Below are 17,427 nucleotides of genomic sequence, written 5' to 3'. Positions count from 1 at the left end.
TCTGCACCAAGCGTTTTTTGTGATTTTTATTTTATGTTTGTGTGAATTTTACCATTTTACTTGCAAAGTGCCATAAAACCCTCTGCCATCAGCAGGAATAATGCCCGGACCTGGGTAGCCTTCGGCTCGGCGGGTAAAATACTTTTCATTGAGCAAGTTATTCACTGAAAACTCGGCACGTAAAAAACGCCAGGTGTAGCTGAAAGATAAATCCACAACGCTATAAGCGGGAATAATACCTTCAATAGCAGAGGCGGTTCGGCGGGTATTGGTAGCATCGGAAAAATGTTCGGCGGTGTAGGCATATTGTAGGGTAGTGCTGAAATTCTTGTATTGTAGGGTGTTACCCACTCGCAAAGTAATAGGCGGTACCATTTCTACTTTGCGGTTGCGAATAGAGCTTTCTTGCGTATGTACGTAGCGGGCATCAATGAATGCGAAATTTCCAAAAATAGCCCATTTCCAAGCCGAATTTTCTTTGCCTACAAGTGGCAGTAAGGAAATTTCGCCGAAAGCCTCCACGCCTATGTTACGAGCATCGGAAACATTGGTGCGAAAGCGGTAGTCGTTAAAAAGTACGCTATCGGTACGTAAAACTTGACCAATTTTGCCCTTGTAGCTCAAATAAAACAAAGTTATTTCATAATTAAAAAAATCATACGATTTGCCACGCAAACCCACATCAGCCGTGAAGCCTTTTTCATCTTGAATATTGGCATCAATGCGTAAGTTGGGATTATTGATGCGTAAATCGGTAAAATTGATAGCTCGGTAGTTTTGAGAAAAGTTTGCGTAAATTTCGGCTTGGGGCTTCATTTTATAGCTTACGCCCACGCCCGCAAACACAAAACCGCGTTTGCGTGCTAAATTTTCAGAAATTTTGTCTTGTACAATGATATTCCCTGCTCCGTCTTTTACATAACGTTTGTAGTAACCTTCGGCGAAGGTTTGAATATTTTCGTAGCGAATACCCGGGGTAATGCTCCATTTATCATTGATTTGAAAGATATTTTCAGCAAAAAAGGAATAATTCGTATTAGGAAAACGATAGTTAGAATCTTCTACGTCATCAGGATTAAGAAAAGTAAAATTAGCATCAGAGCTGTTTGTGCCGAAACCTTGTTGGGCGGTACTATTGCCTTGGTAGATTCTTGCACCGAGCAAAATTGTATGTTTTTGGTTGGAAACTTTGTAATGATGTAAAAACCTTATTTCGGAGCCAAAATTTTGGAATTTTCCTGCAATTAGGGTTCTTTCTTTGCCAAAATCAGCCACGTTGGCACGTTCCAAATTACCCAAAGCAAGCCTTTGAGCAAGCAAGCCAAAATTACGAATATTGATTTGGCTATTATCGTTGAGTTTGTACGTAAAAAGTAGAGCAAGCAGGTTCCAATCTACACAAAACCAGTTCCTTTCTCTCAATGATTGTCGTGGGTTTTCTTCAAAATTCTTGTCGGTAAGTCCGCCCGGTTGCTGGGCTAAATATTGCATTTTAGTAAATTGCCACGTAGCTGAAAATTTTTTGGAAAAAGCATATTCCAAAGAAGTGTAAAAGTTATGGTAATTGAAAGCGGAATTGGGTCGGTAGCCTTTGCCTGTTTTGTAGAGGTAATACGCATAATAGTTTAGTTTGCCGATTGTTCCGCCTGCACTATTAAAAGCACTCCAAAAGCCCCAAGAACCCACCGACTGACGGCTTGTGAGTTCTATTTTTTTCTCACTGCCTCGCTTAAACTTGAAATTCAACATTCCGCCAAATTGCGTGCCATATTGCAAAGAAGCCGCTCCTCGTACGATTTCTATGCGTTCCAGAGCCTCTACGGGGGGCGTGTAATAAGATTCAGGGTAGCCCAAGGCATCGGCAGAAATATCATAACCATTTTGCCGAACATTGAAATTTGAAGTGCGGTTAGGGTTCAAGCCTCTGCCTCCGATGCCTAATTGCAAACCTGCTTGGTCGCTTTCCCAAATGTTCAGCCCTGTGATACGAGAGAAAATTTGTCGGGCATTGTTGGTGGCAAAGTTGGCTGTAAGGTTTCCAATTTCAATGACTTCATTTTTCTTGCTTTCGTAAATACCAAAATTTTCTACATTTTGCAAGCGGGTAAGCCCCAAAAGACGTTCCTTTTCAGCTTGTACGGTGATAGCTTCAATTTCATTTTCAAAACTTTCTAAAACAATGTTTAGAAACAAATCTTTGTTTAGTTCTATTTCCTGAAAGTAAGTTTTAGCATTTTCAGCAAAGGCAATTAGTACATATTTTCCTTGTGGAATGGCAGTCAGGGTGAAATTTCCATTGGGTTGTACTTGACTTTGAAATTTTGTACCCTGCAAAGCTATTATCCCATTAGTGATAGGCTCATTAGATTGCCTAAAAGCTATTTTCCCTGAAATATTGAAAGTCTGCCCCCAAGTCATTAAGGGTAAAAATAACATTGTATAAAAAAGTTGTCTCATAGCCCTGAAATCAAAAGCGAGGCAAAATTACAAAATTTATTTAGACAAAATCTAAACAATGTAAGAAAATTTGTTCTTTGTAGAAAATGAATAAACTACAAGGACTTTACCTTCTTGGAAATTTGAAAAAAAGCACGTAGAATTGTGTATATTTACAAATTTTGCACAATTCCGAAAATTTTCTTCGCTTACAGCATAATTTTTCATAACTTCGTCAAAACTACTGTTTTTTCTGTGTCATTCGGAGAATCAGAAAACCAGAAACATCAAACCAAAAATGATTTCAAAGATTGCGATTTTCAACTCTAAAAAGCACGCAAAAGCAGTTATTACGCTTGACAAAAGTTCTATTCAGTTGGTGGGTGAAAACCAAATCGGCAAAACTACGCTGATTGACACACTCAATTTTTTGTATTGTATCAAACAGCAATATATGTCGTTTGACAATGACAAGTATAACTTTAAACAAACTCTTGACCACCTTTTTCCTTCTGACAAAAACAGTTATATCGTTTTTGAAAACTTCAAAAGGAAAGCAGGCGGATATTATTGCATCTTACTTAAACGCAAAATTGACGAATTGGAATACTATAAAATAGATGCTCCTTTTGACGAACTAACTTTTTTTGAAGAAAACGGAAAAATTAAAGACTTTCAGACTTTTATAGACTATCTTTTGAGCAATGGTATCAATTACCGAAAGTTAGATAAAGCTAAATTATTTGATGAGTTTTATAGTTTTGACCAAAGCAAAAATGCGGTAGTTTGGCTTAAAAATGAAGTGCAGCGTAAAGAAATGTTTGCTGAAATTTATCAACATTTGATAAATTCCAAATCTATCAATGCCGAAAGCCTGCAAAAGGCGTTAATTATTGCTAATAATCGCAAAAATGTCGTTTTGAAAGTTTTTGCAGACAATACCAAAAAGGATAGCCTTGTTCAGTTAAGGAAAATTCACCAAGACATAGAACTCTTTAAAAGTATCAAAGAAGATTTTGAAGCTTTTAAGGATTGTATGGTGCGTTTTGAATTACAAAAAGAAAAAATAGGGCAACTTTTCTATACTTTCAACGAGTATTTTAACAAACGTACTCAAGAGTTGGAATTACAAATAAAGCACGCAGAAGAACAAGCGGATATGTACGAAAAATTGAATGAAAAAATAGAGTCTGATAGAGATAAATTGCTCAAAGAGACGCAAAAATTGGAAAACGAAGTTTCAAATAAGAAAGAAGCCATTGAAAAATCAGAAATTGTTTTACGTGAAATTGCCTTGCTCAATCCGCTCAATTTGCCTACGGAAAGTTTGATTAAAAATTTTGAAGAACGAATTGAAAATCTAAACAAGCAAATTGATGAACTTAATTATTACTTGCAAAACATAACCAAAAACCAACTTTCAGAAGCACAAATTCGCAATAAATTAGCTGACTCAGAAAAGAAAAAAGAAAGCCTTATCACAAATATAGAAGGCAAAGAAAGATTGCTGCTTTTCAATATTACACAAGATGTAGAAAAGCAAAAGTTACTCAATGCCTTGCTTTCGCAAGATGTTTTGGATAAAGGGAAGTTGGTAAAACAGATTACCAATTTTACTGATTTGCTGAAAATTTTTGACGGTGAAATTGATATTTCAGCTATTAGTCCTAAACAAATTAAGACCCTTACCGAATTGCAAGACGAATTGGAGCAAACTGAAAACGAAATTTCCGAGTTGAAAAAGGCTTTGCCATACAGCATTGATTTTGAAAAAAAGAAAAACGAACTTCAAAGCAAAATTAATGAAAAAGAGTGCGAAATCAAAAAAATTGAAAAAGTAAAACTTAAAGAACCCAACGAAAACAATATCAAAGTTTTAAGCACAGAACTTGAAAGCCTTAACAAGCAACTTGACGAAAAAAATAAAGCCTTTGAAACGATTGAAAAGCAAATTAAGGACAATAAATATCTGATTAAAAATCACAACCAACAGAAAGCAAAATACGAAAAAGAATTAGAGAAACTTGTGGAAAACAACAAGATTTTTGCAGAAGAAAAATTGCCTGAATTGGTTTGTAACTACATTCCTATTTCAGATTTAGAACTCTTTTTAACCGATTTTCGCAAGCAAATTCACGACTACAAAGAATTGGAAAGGATAAAAAACAGCCTTTTCAACGACCTGAAAAACAAATCAGGACGAGAATATGCCTATGAAAAAGATTTTATTGAAAACGTAGGCAAAGAATTGGAAGCCATTGCCGAAAGAGAAAAACAAAAACAGGAACACCTGAAAATCATTTCTAACCAAATCATTCACCCTGTTTTGGCTTATTTGAAGGAATACAAAGAGTTCAAACGAGATTTTATTAGTGAGTTCAATAATTGGGTGCGGAAATATCCTATTTCACGTATCAAAGAAATGACAATAAAAATCATTGATAATGAAAGTTTTATCAAAGAACTCACCTTGATAAGTAAGGTAGAAAAACTAAATATTGGGCAAACCCAAGAACTTATTTTTGATACCAACGACCAAGAACAACAACAAGGCTTGCAAAAACTTGATGAGTATTTGAACAGTGCCAAATCAAGAGTTTATGAATTTGAGGAACTGTTCAGTATCAAAATTGATGCTTTGTACGAAGACGGTAGCAAAAAGGAAATTGACTTGAAAAAGCAAAACGAAAGTACAGGCACTATCCGAATGATAAATCTGATTTTGTTTTTGCTCATTATCAAATATTTCAAGGTGGATAGCGAAGAAAATAAAGTCGTTTTCTTTGTTGATGAACTCACGATTGACCCTAAAAATATTGGTGAATTGGTGCAGTTCTGCAAAGACAATGGTTTTATTACCATTTTCGCCGCCAATATTATGGGCTACGGCTTTGAAAAATACTACTTTATGCGACCTTCGCCCGAAAATAAAGGAAAGGTAGTTTTGGACGAAACCCACACAGGAAAAACCCGAAAATACAATGACTGAAACCTTACTCAAATATTTTCAATTACTCAAAACTGAAAAATTGCAATCTAAATCAGTTCCAAAAACTTTTTTAGAGTGCAACGACTTTCAAAATATGTTAGATAGTGGCATAGTGTTGAAATCAAGTGTAGGGCGTGGCTACGTTTATGAGTTGAACAAAGAGAAAAGACAAGTTTTTGAAAATTGGTTTGCTAAAAAATTCCCAAATGCAGACATCGAAGTTATAAACCGAGCAAGCAGTATTGCTAAATTGAAAGATAGTAAGAAAAGCAAGGAAAAATCGGTAATTGTGTTTCTGAAAGGAAATAAACAAGTTGAAGTTAATAAAGAAATAATTGATTTACAAGAATATACAAAAAAATTTGGCTTTTTTGCTTGTGTATTAGAAAGTCTGAAAACCGAAAAATTGTGCTTTGTAGAAAACAAAGAAAGTTTTTTGCAAGCCGAAAAAGTAATTTCGCAAGATTATGTTTTTGTTCATTCTTACGGAAGAATTGGTAAAAACTTGTTAGAGAAAATACAGACAAATGAGGTGCTTATTTTTTCAGACTATGACTATATTGGGTTGAATGAATACTTGAAGTGCAAATCTGTTTTTGAAAATACAAATTTCTTTGTGCCTGAAAATTACGATTTACTTTTTGAGAAATACGCCAAAGAAATAACACTCAACCGCAAAAAAGGACAAAAAGCCTCAAAATATGTGTTGGCTTCACAAGATGAAATCGTTTTGAAAATTTGCCAAGATTTGCAGACCAAACAGAAATTTTTAGAGCAAGAAAGCCTACTGATAAACCTATGAACATTAACGGAAAAAGTATATTAGGATTTTTACACCGCTATTATGACTTTGTGTATAGACTTTTTTCTATTGCCAAACAGACTAATTTTTTTATCAAAGAAGAAACTCTAAAAGATATTTGCAGAGAATTTGAAGTACCTTTTGATACGTTGAAAGAGTATAGAATTGTAAGAGAGCAACGTAATAACGAATATAATTTACCTTCGGTTTATGTGCAGTTTTTGTCGCATTTGTTCAGCGACTATGCTATGCCTTTACACGAAAGTGTAGATAAATACCGAGTTTCTATTGCCAATTATTATACGCAACTTCTGCAAGAAAAAGAACATAACAAAGTCAATGATTTGATAAATAGTTTGGTAAGTGAAATAGAAGAATTTAGCGAAATCATAGAAAACCGAACCCGACAACTTCTGAAAGAAACAAGAGAACTCAAAAGCAATCTTTCTCAAATTGATTATTTGGATAAAATTCGAAAAGCGAGTTATTGGATTGAAAACTACATCATTCCTTTGAATGATATTTTAGAACGAGAAAATCCACATTCTGTTTATCAGGAACTTACCCGAATAAGTGATTTTGCAAGCCGACAGCAGTACGAATATCCACGTTTTGAAATTCGTAATCAATTCGCTACTTTGTACTTATATTCTAAAAATATCATTGATGAAGTGTTGAAAAATTCGGCTATCATTTCAAAAGAACTCCTGCCTTTGGCAGAACGTATCAAAAGCGAAAGCCAAATTTTATCGGGTGCTATTGCTTATTTGGAAGACATTAGGCAAGTGGCGTTAGGCTTGAAAAAATCAGAAGAATTGCCACAAATAGCCTTTTTTGAAAACACAAGGCTAAATCATACTTTGTACTCTGAAAGTTTTGGACAAGATGCCAAATTTTTATGCGAAAGACTACAAGAAAGTGAAAGTTTTGTATTACAACCTACTAAAAACGAAGTCTCTGATACTTGGTTTTTTGACCTGGAAACTAAAAATTACTACAAGAAAAAACTCGTTCAAGATTTGCCGATTGATAATTTTTTTCAATGGTGCTATAATTCTTTACAAGCGGAACTTCAAGAAACAGCCATCCAAAACATCAATGCTGAAAAGTTTTTTGCGATTTCGTCTTTGTTGTTTTTAGATGAAGAATTTGAAAAAGATTTTCACATACGGTTAGAAACTGTTTTTGAGCCTGAAAAAGTTGAAATCTGTTTAGCAGATTTGATTTTAGAAGTACCCAAAATTCTCCTAAAAATTTTGAAAAAATGACTTTCGAAGCACCCAAATATCACTACGAAATAGTGAATGATTTGCTCAAAGGAAAATTTATCCTCCGGAACGAAGTTCATTTTGAAATTTTGACAAAAGAACAAGATTTTTACAAGGCTTTTTTCAAGGAAAGTTTTGGTTATGAATTGGTTTTGAGAAAGGAATTTGCTTATTTGTTATCAAAAAACACGAGTGAAGAATTTTCAAAACGATTTACGGTTATCTTATCCATTCTTTGTTACGAGTGGAATTTACAAGGCAGAGACATCAAAGACCGCATAGAAAATGGAAGTTTTTCAGTCCTTGAAATTCAAACTCTTTTAGAAAACTCAACGTACAGCGACATATTTAGACTCATCGAACTCAAAGAAGAAGGCATAGAAAAGTTTTTGAAAGAGTTAGACCAACGCAACATCATCAAGTTGGACAACAGCAAGGAAACTTTTGAATTTACAAAAGCCGTAGATTTGTTCTTTGAGTTTGCCAAAGAGATAGCAACAAACAAATTAGCCAAGCTGAATGAATAACAATTTATACTTGCAAAAAAGTACACTGATATGCCTAACATAGGCTTTTGTGATTTCTATACTTACGTTAAAAATAGATTTTGTAAATGACTTTGAAAGAATTGAACCCCAAACAGGCTCTCAACAAAGCCTTTCTTAAAGTAAAACCCCATAGGGCTGAAATTGAAAGTTTCAAGACGCATCTCATTACTTTACTCGACCGAGTAAATGATACCGAAAGCGAAGAGTTTCATAAAAACCTTGTGATTGACTTTTTGAAGAAAACTTATTACGAACCAAATCATTTTATCAATACCAAAGGCAGAAACGACCTTGTCATACACAATAGCGATACAGCGAAATCTTCCGTTGGTGTAATTATTGAGACCAAAAAAACAACTAACAAAGCCGAAATGCTAACCCGTGAAAACATCAATAAAAAAGCATTTCAGGAACTGGTGCTGTATTACTTGCGTGAAAGAATTACACACAAAAACCTTGAAGTAAAACATTTAATAGCGACCAACATTTACGAATGGTTCATTTTTGATGCTACCTTGTTCGAAAGACTTTTTGCCCAAAACAAAAATCTTGTAAAACAATTCAACGACTTTGAAGCGGGACGGTTGGCAGATACCAAAACCGAGTTTTTCTATAAACGAATTGCCGAGCCATTTATCAACGGCATTACATCTGAAATTGAATTTACTTACTTCAACATTCAAGACTTTCAGAAACCTTTACGCAACAACGACCAAGCAGACGATAATTCGCTGATTGCCTTATTCAAACTGCTTTCCCCTGAGCATCTCTTAAAACTTCCTTTTACCAACGACAGCAACAGCCTCGACAAACGCTTCTACAGCGAGTTGTTGCACATTATCGGACTAACAGAAACCAAAGAAGGCGGCAAAAAACTCATCGAGCGAAACAAACCCGGCGAACGACACACAGGAACTATTCTTGAAGATGCTATCATTCAGCTTGATAGCTTAGATAAAATCAGCCGATTGGAAAAATCAGAACAATTCGGCAATACACACGAAGAAAGACTTTTCAATGTTGCCCTTGAACTTGCTATTACCTGGATAAACCGAATTTTGTTTTTGAAACTGCTCGAAGCTCAACTCATCACCTATCACAAAGGCGACAAATCCTATTCGTTTCTCAATCTTGACAAAATCAAAAACTATGACGACCTGAACAGCTTGTTTTTTCAGGTCTTGGCACGCAAGTATGACGAACGGAACGAAGACGTAAAAAAGATTTTTGAGAAAGTTCCTTATCTCAATTCTTCGCTTTTCGAGCCAACCGAACTCGAACACGCCACCATCTTTATCAGCAACCTAAAAGACGATAAAACCATTCCAATTTTTTCGCAAACCGTGCTCAAAGACCTGCAAGGCAAAAAACGAACAGGCAATATTCCCACGCTCCAATATTTGTTTGAGTTCTTAGATGCCTACGACTTCGGAGCCGAAGGCGTTGAGGAAATTCAGGAAGATAACAAAACACTCATTAACGCCTCGGTTCTTGGATTGATTTTCGAGAAAATAAACGGCTACAAAGAGGGTTCGTTTTTTACCCCCGGTTTCATTACGATGTATATGTGCCGTGAAACTATTCGCAAAGCTGTGGTGCAGAAATTTAACCATGATTTTCCTGATTATGGGATTAGCAAGATTGAAGATATTTATGAGTTGATTCCTCAAAAAATTTCAAGAAAAAAAGCCAATCAAATCATCAATTCCTTAAAAATATGCGACCCTGCCGTAGGTTCGGGGCATTTTTTGGTAAGTGCCTTGAATGAAATCATAGCAATAAAAAATGATTTGAAGATATTGGAAGACAAGGACGGAAAATCTTTACACAGATACGAAATAGAAGTACTCAACGACGAACTCATCGTAACCGACGAAAACGGGGAAATTTTTGAATACAACCCCAATAACAAAGAAAGCCAACGCATACAAGAAACCCTTTTCCACGAAAAGCAAACCATCATTGAAAATTGCCTTTTCGGGGTGGATATCAATCCCAACTCCGTAAAAATTTGCCGGTTGCGTTTGTGGATTGAGCTTTTGAAAAATGCATATTACAAGAACGAAACCGAACTTGAAACACTTCCGAACATTGACATCAACATCAAATGCGGAAACTCACTCGTGAGCCGTTTTGCCTTGGATGCCGACCTACGGCAAGCCCTCAAAAAAAGCAAATGGAGCATTGATACCTACCGAATAGCCGTTGCCACCTACCGAAACGCCCAAAGCAAAGAACAAAAGCGAGAAATGGAACGGCTGATTGCCAATATTAAGTCCGATTTTAGAACAGAAATCTACAACAAAGACCCCAAACTCGTCCGAAAGCGAAAACTTGAAGGTGATTTATTCACTCTAATGAATCAAACCCAAGTCTTTGAACTTTCAGAAAAAGAAAAGATAGAAAAAGAACTAAAAGCCAAAACACTTGCACTTGAAATCCGAAAATTGGAAAACGAAATTGAAGAAATCAAATCCAACAAGATTTTTGAAAATGCCTTTGAATGGCGATTTGAGTTTCCCGAAGTACTCAATGAAAACGGCGATTTTGTGGGCTTTGATGTGGTCATCGGAAATCCGCCGTACATCCAACTGCAAGCAATGAAAGAAACCTCTGAACAACTCAAACGCTTTGGTTACAAAACCTACGAAAAAACAGGCGACATCTATTCGCTATTTTACGAAAAAGGATACCAAATTCTTCGGGAAAACGGATTCTTGGCGTTCATCACTTCCAATAAATGGATGCGGGCAGGCTACGGAAAAACCACTCGCAACTTTTTCCTTACACACACCCAGCCCGAGCTACTCATAGACTTGGGAAGCGGCGTATTTGAAGAAGCTACCGTAGATTCCAATATCCTGATTTTCAAAAAACAAGCCTATCATCGCCCCTTTGATGCCCTAGACATCAGTAAAGAAAAAAAGATAAACAATTTCCAAGCCTACCACCACAAAACCCTTCAAATAAACCCCCAAAAAGACGAAAGTTGGACGATTGCAAGCCCCATAGAGCTAAGCATCAAAGCCAAAATAGAACGCATTGGCAAACCGCTCAAAGAATGGGACATAAACATTTATCGGGGCATTTTAACCGGCTACAACGAAGCCTTTATCATAGACGGTAAGAAGCGAGCCGAACTCATTGCCCAAGACCCCAAAAGTGCCGAAATCATCAAACCCATTCTGCGAGGCAGAGACATCAAACGCTACCGAGCCGAATGGCAGGATTTGTGGTTGATAAATACGCACAACGGCGTGAAAGAAAAAAATATTCCGAGAATTGATGTGGTAAAAGATTACCCTGCCATTTACAAGCATTTACTGCAATACGAAAAAGAACTTATCAAACGCCAAGACCAAGGAGACCATTGGACAAACCTTCGCAACTGTGCCTATATCCAAGAATTTGAAAAGGAGAAGATTATCTATCCCAATATGACGCTGTTTTTGCCGTTTATTTTTGATGATAAAGGGCATTTTATCAACGACAAAGGGTTTATTCTTACAAGTAATTCTATATCATTAAAGTTTTTGGTTGGTTATTTTAACTCAAAAATATCACATCGCTGGATACGTGAAAACTGCCCCGAACTACAAGGCGGCACAAGAGAGCTACGAAAGATATTTTTTGAAAACATACCCATTCCCCCCATATCTGAAACCGCTCAACAGCCCTTTATGGCGTTGGTAGAGCAGATACTTGCCAAAAAAGAGCGAGGCGAAGACACGCAAGCAGAGGAAAACCAAATAGACCAATTAGTTTATGAGCTTTACGGCTTAACGGAGGAGGAAATCAAGGTGGTGGAGCAATCTTGCTGCACAAATACTGCTAAAACAACTTAGAAGCTAAAAAAGAATTACTCATCGCAAAATCCACTTTTTAGGGGCAAAGGTATCTTTTTGTTTCATTAGGTCTATGTTGGGGTCTATGAGCAAACGGCTGGGCTGTCCGTTGAGTGTAACGTACACCTCTGCTCTTACTTGGGGCTTGCAAACGCCTTTTTGCTCGTAATATTTGCCTAAAAAATGAGCAAATTGTAAAATCATATCGGGTTGCATAGCCATTTGTTTTTCCTGATGGGCATTGAGAAACTCACTATTATCTACTACGCCCTCTCTGCCTGTGCAAGTATCTTTTACGTAAAAAGTAGCTGTTCCTGCTTTTTCCATTAGCATTACCCGCCACGAAAACCGATAACCTTCTTCTGTCCAGAATAAATTCCCTTCGTACAGCAAATACCGCCAAGGAAATAGCATTTGAAAAATGAAAAATATTCCTAAAAAAATCATTGTTAAAATTTGGGATACCGTAGTAGAGACAAGGCATTGCCTTGTCTCTACGGGTGCAGGGGATATTACAGGATTTTTTTCAAATTCAAAAAAAATCAATGTTCCACCTATCATTACAAGAGGAAAAATACCAATCTGAAACAATAGCCCCACAAGCGTATGAAACACAATGACAGCAAGATATGCCCAAATTCGCGTTTTTCGCCACATCAGAAAGAATGGAATCGTACAATCGTAAATCATTCCTGCCCAAGAAAATACATAAGGCGTGATTTCCCAAGTAAAAATTTCACCTATAATAGGCAGTTTGTTGTTGGCAGGGAGCCAGATTTTAAGCGGTAAAGCATTGATGAGCCAATCGTAATTGATTTTGGCAAGTCCTGCATATACATACACAATCGTAATTTGCAGTTTGAAAATACCTATTGCCCAACGAGGTACAAAATAACCTCTTTTCAGCACAGGTGGAGGTGAGGGTATGATACAAAGTAAAAGACAAACTAAACTTACAAAATAATAATGATTGAGATAGTACGTTAGGTCAATTAGTTCGGTGTAGGTGAAAGTTAGAAAAAGGGCAATAGCTGAAATTCTGTACCAAATACGAGTAGCGAAAGCTACCCCCAAAGCGGCGAGTATCATTGCAAAATGCACCACATAGAGCCAAAAACGAGGCAAAGGTTCTACCCATTCAAAACCCCAGTATTTGAAATGAAACATCGGTTCGGTGTAATGGTCTTCTATCCAGCCCAAAGCCATAAAACGTACCGTTCCGAAAACCATCAATAGCCCAAATGCCAAACGAAAAACCCCTAATGGATAAGCAGGAATAGGGGCTGAAAGATGATGAACAAACTTTTTCATTGTTTGTTTAATTCTTGCATAATTTGTTCTATTTCTTGGGTAAGAATGGGTAGATATTTAGTTATTATTAGCCAAATAATATCACAGGAAACCGTATCATAGCCGTGTATAATCCTATTGCGAGTAGCTATAATTTGCCCTCTTAATGTCTTCAAGCCATACTTTTATGTTTTCCTGCATACACTAATTTCTTTGTCCGATTGAGTATTTCTCTAAATATTTCATTTTTAATAGTTTTAGCCTCTAAAAGGTCGATAGGTCTTTGAAAAAGATCCTCTAACGTAAATTTCAAGGAAAAATAATTTTCCGCATAAAGGATAGGGTCTTCGTCATAAAAAGCGACTATAAAGTCTATATCGCTACTTTCATTGAATTTGTTTGAAAGAACTGACCCAAAAACAGATAATTCTTTTACATTGAGCCTTTGACAAATTTGCTCTATTTCTTTTTGGTGTTTTTCAAGTAATTTCATAAATTATTTTTCCTCAAATTTACGCAAAAAATCTTTTTGTATATCAATCCCCATCGCCACTGCTGTATGTAATGGCAATTCCTAAAAGCGAACTCATATCACTTTTGAAAAAACGTGTGTGTTTTTGCAATTCGGTGTGTAATTTGTCAAAAGGTGTAGGGTTAGAGGTAATTTGTTCAGAAATGCGAGGGTTTTGAGGAATGTTTTTGTAGGTATCCATTACGATAGCCCATTGAGTTTCGGTAGAGGTAATTAGGGTAGTTCCACCTTCTACACTTTCTAAATATTCTTTGAAGCCGATGCCGTCGTTGCCGTTTTTATCTTTTCCGTACCAAATGTTTTCAATAGCTTTCAAATGTTCGCCTATCACTTTGAGCGTTTTCCCTGAATAATACGCTTCTACGCGTGTAGGTTCGGCTTGGGTTTGCCCAGGACGCTTTCCCAAAGGCAAGCCAACCTTGTAATTTTTAATGCTTTCAAAACTTTTAATAAATTCATTGTAAAGTTGTGAAGTACTGCTACCTACGTCTGTGCCTGCATTGCTGATAAATTCGTTGTAATAGCTTCCGTTCCACGCAGAAACTACTTCATCAACCCGCATTTTGATATTATTTACCACATCTGCTAAAAAGTTTTTACGATTAGCCGAGCTGAAATTGCTTAAAATATTGGTATTGTTGCCGTTGAGGTCAAAAATAAGATATTCTACCGCTAAAAAGCCCCGAGCATCGCGATTGAAGTCGTTAAAATTAGCATTGTTGTTGGAAATAAAACTTTCAATTTTACTGGTAGAAACAGGAAAAGTACCAATTTCCTCTATCAATCCCTTGCGAAGCCCTTGCTCGCCTGCGGGACCGAAATTGTAGGCATTCGCATATTGCCAAGCAGTGTAGGCATTTTCCCAAGCTACTTGTAAGTTTTGTAAGTTTTGTAAAGTAGTATTTTGCACAAAATTATCCGTAGCAGTTTTGAGCGTATTTACCTGATTTTGTAATTCTTGAAAAGCAGGTTTGATGAGGTTTTGAGCAAAATTTTCAAGCATTTTTGCTCTATCAAAGCGGTCAGAGGGTTCAGAGTTTTTTTTCTTACAGGCAAAGGCAAGTGTTGCTAATAGTGCTATACAGAGAGATTTTTTCATTTGGCAAAAATTTTGAAGTTCAAGAAAAAATCCCCCTCTCTTTTCCGAAAAGAGGGGGGAAAGATATGTTTAACGACCTTGCAAAGCTACCCAATTATTTTTGAAACTTTCAATTTCGGCATTTGTGAAGCCGTAGATGTTTTGTAATTTGCTGATAGCTTGTTGTAATTTAGGTAATTGATTTACAGCATCGGTTACGAACAAATAGCAAGTAGGAGTAGCATTGTAAGGGGCGTTGAAAAGTGTAAGAATTTCATCTATTTGTGCATCTGTGATTTTCTTTTGGTTTTGAGGAATAGTCCGAAATCCGTGAATGAAACCAATAGCTTCGCCGAGAGCGTGTAAAGCAGAGCCTTTTTGGGCATCGGTGGGGTTAGTTTGGCTTAATGTTGCTATTACGCTGTGGCAATAATTGATAGCTGTTGCGGCAATGGCTTTTTCCCAAAGCAGTTTAATTTCAGCGATAGCATCATCTCTTTCTTTGTTGTAAGCAGTTCCTGCCTTAATAGCCGCTTGCAATTTGATAAATTGCTTTTTGATTTGCACATAAAGGCTGTTATTATCGTTGATGTCGCTACGACGAGCGGCGTAATTAGCGGCAAATCTATCTCTTACGTTAGCGGGTACGTTGTTTGAACCTGAATTTGAAAAATTAGGTGTTGCACCGAAAATAGCTACCAGTTGGTCGGCAGTGGCTTCGGTGAAATTGCCTGCATTGATAAGGTCAAGGGCGTGTTTGTAGAGGGTAGCTCCGAATTGTCCTTTTTCGATGAGCTGTTCAATTTCCAAGCCGTTTTCATCAAAAAGATAACCGCCGAGTACGCCTCCTTGTCCTGTAGGAGGTGCAGGGGTATAAGAACCTTGTCCGCTGGCTTTGGCGAGTTCATCAAACCAACCGCCTGTACCTTCCAAACGACCTTTGTAATATGGTGTAATAGTATTCGCTAAACTGGGGTTACCTGCATTGAATAGATTATCCAAAGCAGATTTTGCCACCGAAACCGAAGGATTACGCCCCTTTTGGGCTTCTTGGGTAAGCGTAGCAAGCTGATTGAGAATGTTGGTTTGTACAGAGCTGTTTGCGTCAAAATTTACCCCGTCATAAGTGCTTGGAATTACCAAATCGGGGCGGGGGCTTTCTTTTTTCTTGCAAGAAGCCCAAACAAGCAGAGCAAAGGCGAAAAGATAGGTTATTCGTATCATAACTGAATTTTTTAGGGTTTGAATTGAATTAGAATATTTGCCCCAAAGTAAAAACTTATTTAGACTAAATCCAAATAATTTTAATAAAAAAATGAAAAAAAACACTCAATTATTTGAAATTGAGTGTTTTGTTGCTTTGTGTTTGTGTAGAGCTTAATGCTTATTTTTTAGTGGGGGAATTGGAGATAGGGGCATAATCTCCTCTTTTATATATTTTCGCTTCCTTATCCTCTACAAATTCAAAAGTTGCTTTTTCTTCGTTGTAGCGAGGTTCGTACCACTCGCCTTCAAATTTGATGTAGGGTAAAGAATTTCTTTTTCCCCGCATAATCATTTTTACATCTCCTATATCTAAAAAAACTTCGCCACAATCTACATCAACATCTTCAAAACTAAAAGGCATAAAGTTTTTAGTGTCTTTTTTGATGAATTTCCACCTACCATTTTGCTTGACGGCAATGATGGGATTGTGTATGGTAAAAGTTTCCCCTTTTTTTACGCCTAAAATTTTACTATGAAAAGTTTTTCCTGTTTGCTCGTATTCAAAGGGAATAAGCACCTCATTGCTGTTTATATCAATGACGCCCCATTTGCCATTCTTTTTCGCAGAAGTAGTGTGGTCGCAACTGCTGTAAATCATTTCATATTCAAAAGGAATGAGAACTTTGTTGTTTTCATTGATAAGCCCCCATTTGCCATTTTTCTTTACAGCGATATTGTTACCTACTGCGTAAGTTTCTGCGTCTTCGTATTCACAAGGAATGACTAACTTTTTTTCTTTCAAATCCAGAAAGCCTACTTTTTTATTTTGTACCACTTTTTCTGCCATTAGTTGGGCAGAAAGATTTTGATAACTCGCAAGAGCTATGGAGAACAAGAATACAAGATTTTTCATAATAAGCTATTTAATCCCAATATTTGTTTCCTTTAGTGTCAATATAGCCAAGAATACCATTTTCTACTACCAAGAACAAATCTTTTGAGTATATTAAGTGTAAGAAAACTTCACCTCGGCTACTAACAAAATTTCCGGTAAAATTTTTTCTTAAACTATTCAAAAATTTATCTAATCTATTGTTTTCAATTAACCCAATATCATCATATTTGCAAGGAATTATTGCTTCTCCTTTGTTGCTAAAAATACCCCACTTTTTTTCTTTTTTTGCAAAAATGAAGTCTTTACTCGTGAAAATTTCATCATATTCGCAGGGTAAGACTTCTTGAGCATTTTTTGATATTACTCCTTTTTTTCCATTTTTGACTACACAGGCTAAATTATATGGAAAGATTTAGTCCTCCGACAAAAGTTGAATAGTTTTTACAAGTTGTGGATATTGGGTATCATTTAAGAGGCAATATTGCAAAAACAGGAAACCATACCTAAAAAAAGAGAACTCTCTACGCCCGTTAGGACA

The 17,427-nt window shown here is 36.5% G+C and carries 13 protein-coding genes; 5 read left to right on the top strand and 8 right to left on the bottom strand.

The features are described 5' to 3' along the window. Positions 1–48 precede the first annotated feature (48 nt). Positions 49–2,436 carry a TonB-dependent receptor domain-containing protein gene (locus tag Rain11_RS06105; RefSeq protein ID WP_165778085.1) on the bottom strand — a complete coding sequence of 796 codons (2,388 nt, stop codon included), beginning with the start codon at positions 2,434–2,436 and terminating at the stop codon, positions 49–51. A 298-nt stretch (positions 2,437–2,734) separates the two neighbouring features. Here Rain11_RS06105 and Rain11_RS06100 point away from each other — a divergent pair, with 298 nt between their 5' ends. The 5 genes from Rain11_RS06100 to Rain11_RS06080 all read left to right on the top strand — a co-directional run bounded on the left by Rain11_RS06100 (position 2,735) and on the right by Rain11_RS06080 (position 11,888). After that, positions 2,735–5,425 (top strand): coiled-coil domain-containing protein, encoded by a 2,691-nt coding sequence (locus tag Rain11_RS06100; RefSeq protein WP_101358463.1) that lies wholly within the window; start codon positions 2,735–2,737, stop codon positions 5,423–5,425. Then, entirely contained in the window at positions 5,418–6,227 is an 810-nt protein-coding gene (locus Rain11_RS06095; RefSeq protein WP_101358462.1) for a hypothetical protein, read from the top strand. The genes Rain11_RS06100 and Rain11_RS06095 overlap by 8 nt, the downstream gene beginning before the upstream one ends. Then, complete coding sequence (locus Rain11_RS06090; RefSeq protein ID WP_133121522.1) at positions 6,164–7,495, top strand: hypothetical protein; 1,332 nt, start codon at positions 6,164–6,166, stop codon at positions 7,493–7,495. The genes Rain11_RS06095 and Rain11_RS06090 overlap by 64 nt, the downstream gene beginning before the upstream one ends. Next, the gene (locus tag Rain11_RS06085) at positions 7,492–8,022 is read left to right on the top strand and encodes a condensin complex protein MksE (protein WP_101358460.1); all 531 of its coding nucleotides are present in this window, start codon (positions 7,492–7,494) and stop codon (positions 8,020–8,022) included. The genes Rain11_RS06090 and Rain11_RS06085 overlap by 4 nt, the downstream gene beginning before the upstream one ends. A gap of 86 nt (positions 8,023–8,108) precedes the next feature. Next, the gene (locus Rain11_RS06080; RefSeq protein ID WP_101358459.1) at positions 8,109–11,888 is read left to right on the top strand and encodes a class I SAM-dependent DNA methyltransferase; all 3,780 of its coding nucleotides are present in this window, start codon (positions 8,109–8,111) and stop codon (positions 11,886–11,888) included. Positions 11,889–11,906: 18 nt separating this feature from the next. On the opposite strand, the gene Rain11_RS06075 is transcribed toward Rain11_RS06080, so the two are convergent. The 7 genes from Rain11_RS06075 to Rain11_RS14220 all read right to left on the bottom strand — a co-directional run bounded on the left by Rain11_RS06075 (position 11,907) and on the right by Rain11_RS14220 (position 17,250). After that, positions 11,907–13,199, bottom strand: a complete 1,293-nt coding sequence (locus Rain11_RS06075; protein ID WP_101358458.1) for an HTTM domain-containing protein — start codon at positions 13,197–13,199, stop codon at positions 11,907–11,909. Beyond that, positions 13,196–13,354, bottom strand: a complete 159-nt coding sequence (locus Rain11_RS06070) for a HepT-like ribonuclease domain-containing protein (RefSeq protein ID WP_101358457.1) — start codon at positions 13,352–13,354, stop codon at positions 13,196–13,198. Before Rain11_RS06070 ends, Rain11_RS06075 begins: the two co-directional genes overlap by 4 nt. Further along, positions 13,351–13,671 carry a nucleotidyltransferase family protein gene (locus Rain11_RS06065; protein ID WP_101358456.1) on the bottom strand — a complete coding sequence of 107 codons (321 nt, stop codon included), beginning with the start codon at positions 13,669–13,671 and terminating at the stop codon, positions 13,351–13,353. The genes Rain11_RS06070 and Rain11_RS06065 overlap by 4 nt, the downstream gene beginning before the upstream one ends. 43 nt (positions 13,672–13,714) lie before the next feature. After that, a complete protein-coding gene (locus Rain11_RS06060; RefSeq protein ID WP_101358455.1) occupies positions 13,715–14,809 on the bottom strand; it encodes an imelysin family protein in 1,095 nt (364 codons plus the stop codon). Between the two features lie 69 nt (positions 14,810–14,878). Further along, positions 14,879–16,012, bottom strand: coding sequence for a DUF4856 domain-containing protein (locus tag Rain11_RS06055; protein WP_101358454.1), 1,134 nt, complete (start codon positions 16,010–16,012; stop codon positions 14,879–14,881). A gap of 160 nt (positions 16,013–16,172) precedes the next feature. Beyond that, a complete protein-coding gene (locus tag Rain11_RS06050; RefSeq protein WP_101358453.1) occupies positions 16,173–16,907 on the bottom strand; it encodes a WG repeat-containing protein in 735 nt (244 codons plus the stop codon). A gap of 10 nt (positions 16,908–16,917) precedes the next feature. Then, the gene (locus Rain11_RS14220) at positions 16,918–17,250 is read right to left on the bottom strand and encodes a WG repeat-containing protein (RefSeq protein ID WP_394341586.1); all 333 of its coding nucleotides are present in this window, start codon (positions 17,248–17,250) and stop codon (positions 16,918–16,920) included. Between the last annotated feature and the right edge of the window lie 177 nt (positions 17,251–17,427).

It is taken from the genome of Raineya orbicola, assembly GCF_002843425.1.
In the GTDB taxonomy this organism is placed as follows: Bacteria; Bacteroidota; Bacteroidia; order Cytophagales; family Thermonemataceae; genus Raineya; species Raineya orbicola.
This window is presented reverse-complemented; position numbering and strand designations above follow the sequence as displayed.

Bases quoted from the DNA above. Each gene is read 5' to 3' on its own strand.
- Rain11_RS06105 (WP_165778085.1), bottom strand. From the start codon at position 2,436: ATGTTATTTTTACCCTTAATGACTTGGGGGCAGACTTTCAATATTTCA.
- Rain11_RS06100 (WP_101358463.1), top strand. From the start codon at position 2,735: ATGATTTCAAAGATTGCGATTTTCAACTCTAAAAAGCACGCAAAAGCA.
- Rain11_RS06095 (WP_101358462.1), top strand. From the start codon at position 5,418: ATGACTGAAACCTTACTCAAATATTTTCAATTACTCAAAACTGAAAAA.
- Rain11_RS06085 (WP_101358460.1), top strand. From the start codon at position 7,492: ATGACTTTCGAAGCACCCAAATATCACTACGAAATAGTGAATGATTTG.
- Rain11_RS06080 (WP_101358459.1), top strand. From the start codon at position 8,109: ATGACTTTGAAAGAATTGAACCCCAAACAGGCTCTCAACAAAGCCTTT.
- Rain11_RS06075 (WP_101358458.1), bottom strand. From the start codon at position 13,199: ATGAAAAAGTTTGTTCATCATCTTTCAGCCCCTATTCCTGCTTATCCA.
- Rain11_RS06065 (WP_101358456.1), bottom strand. From the start codon at position 13,671: ATGAAATTACTTGAAAAACACCAAAAAGAAATAGAGCAAATTTGTCAA.
- Rain11_RS06060 (WP_101358455.1), bottom strand. From the start codon at position 14,809: ATGAAAAAATCTCTCTGTATAGCACTATTAGCAACACTTGCCTTTGCC.
- Rain11_RS06055 (WP_101358454.1), bottom strand. From the start codon at position 16,012: ATGATACGAATAACCTATCTTTTCGCCTTTGCTCTGCTTGTTTGGGCT.
- Rain11_RS06050 (WP_101358453.1), bottom strand. From the start codon at position 16,907: ATGAAAAATCTTGTATTCTTGTTCTCCATAGCTCTTGCGAGTTATCAA.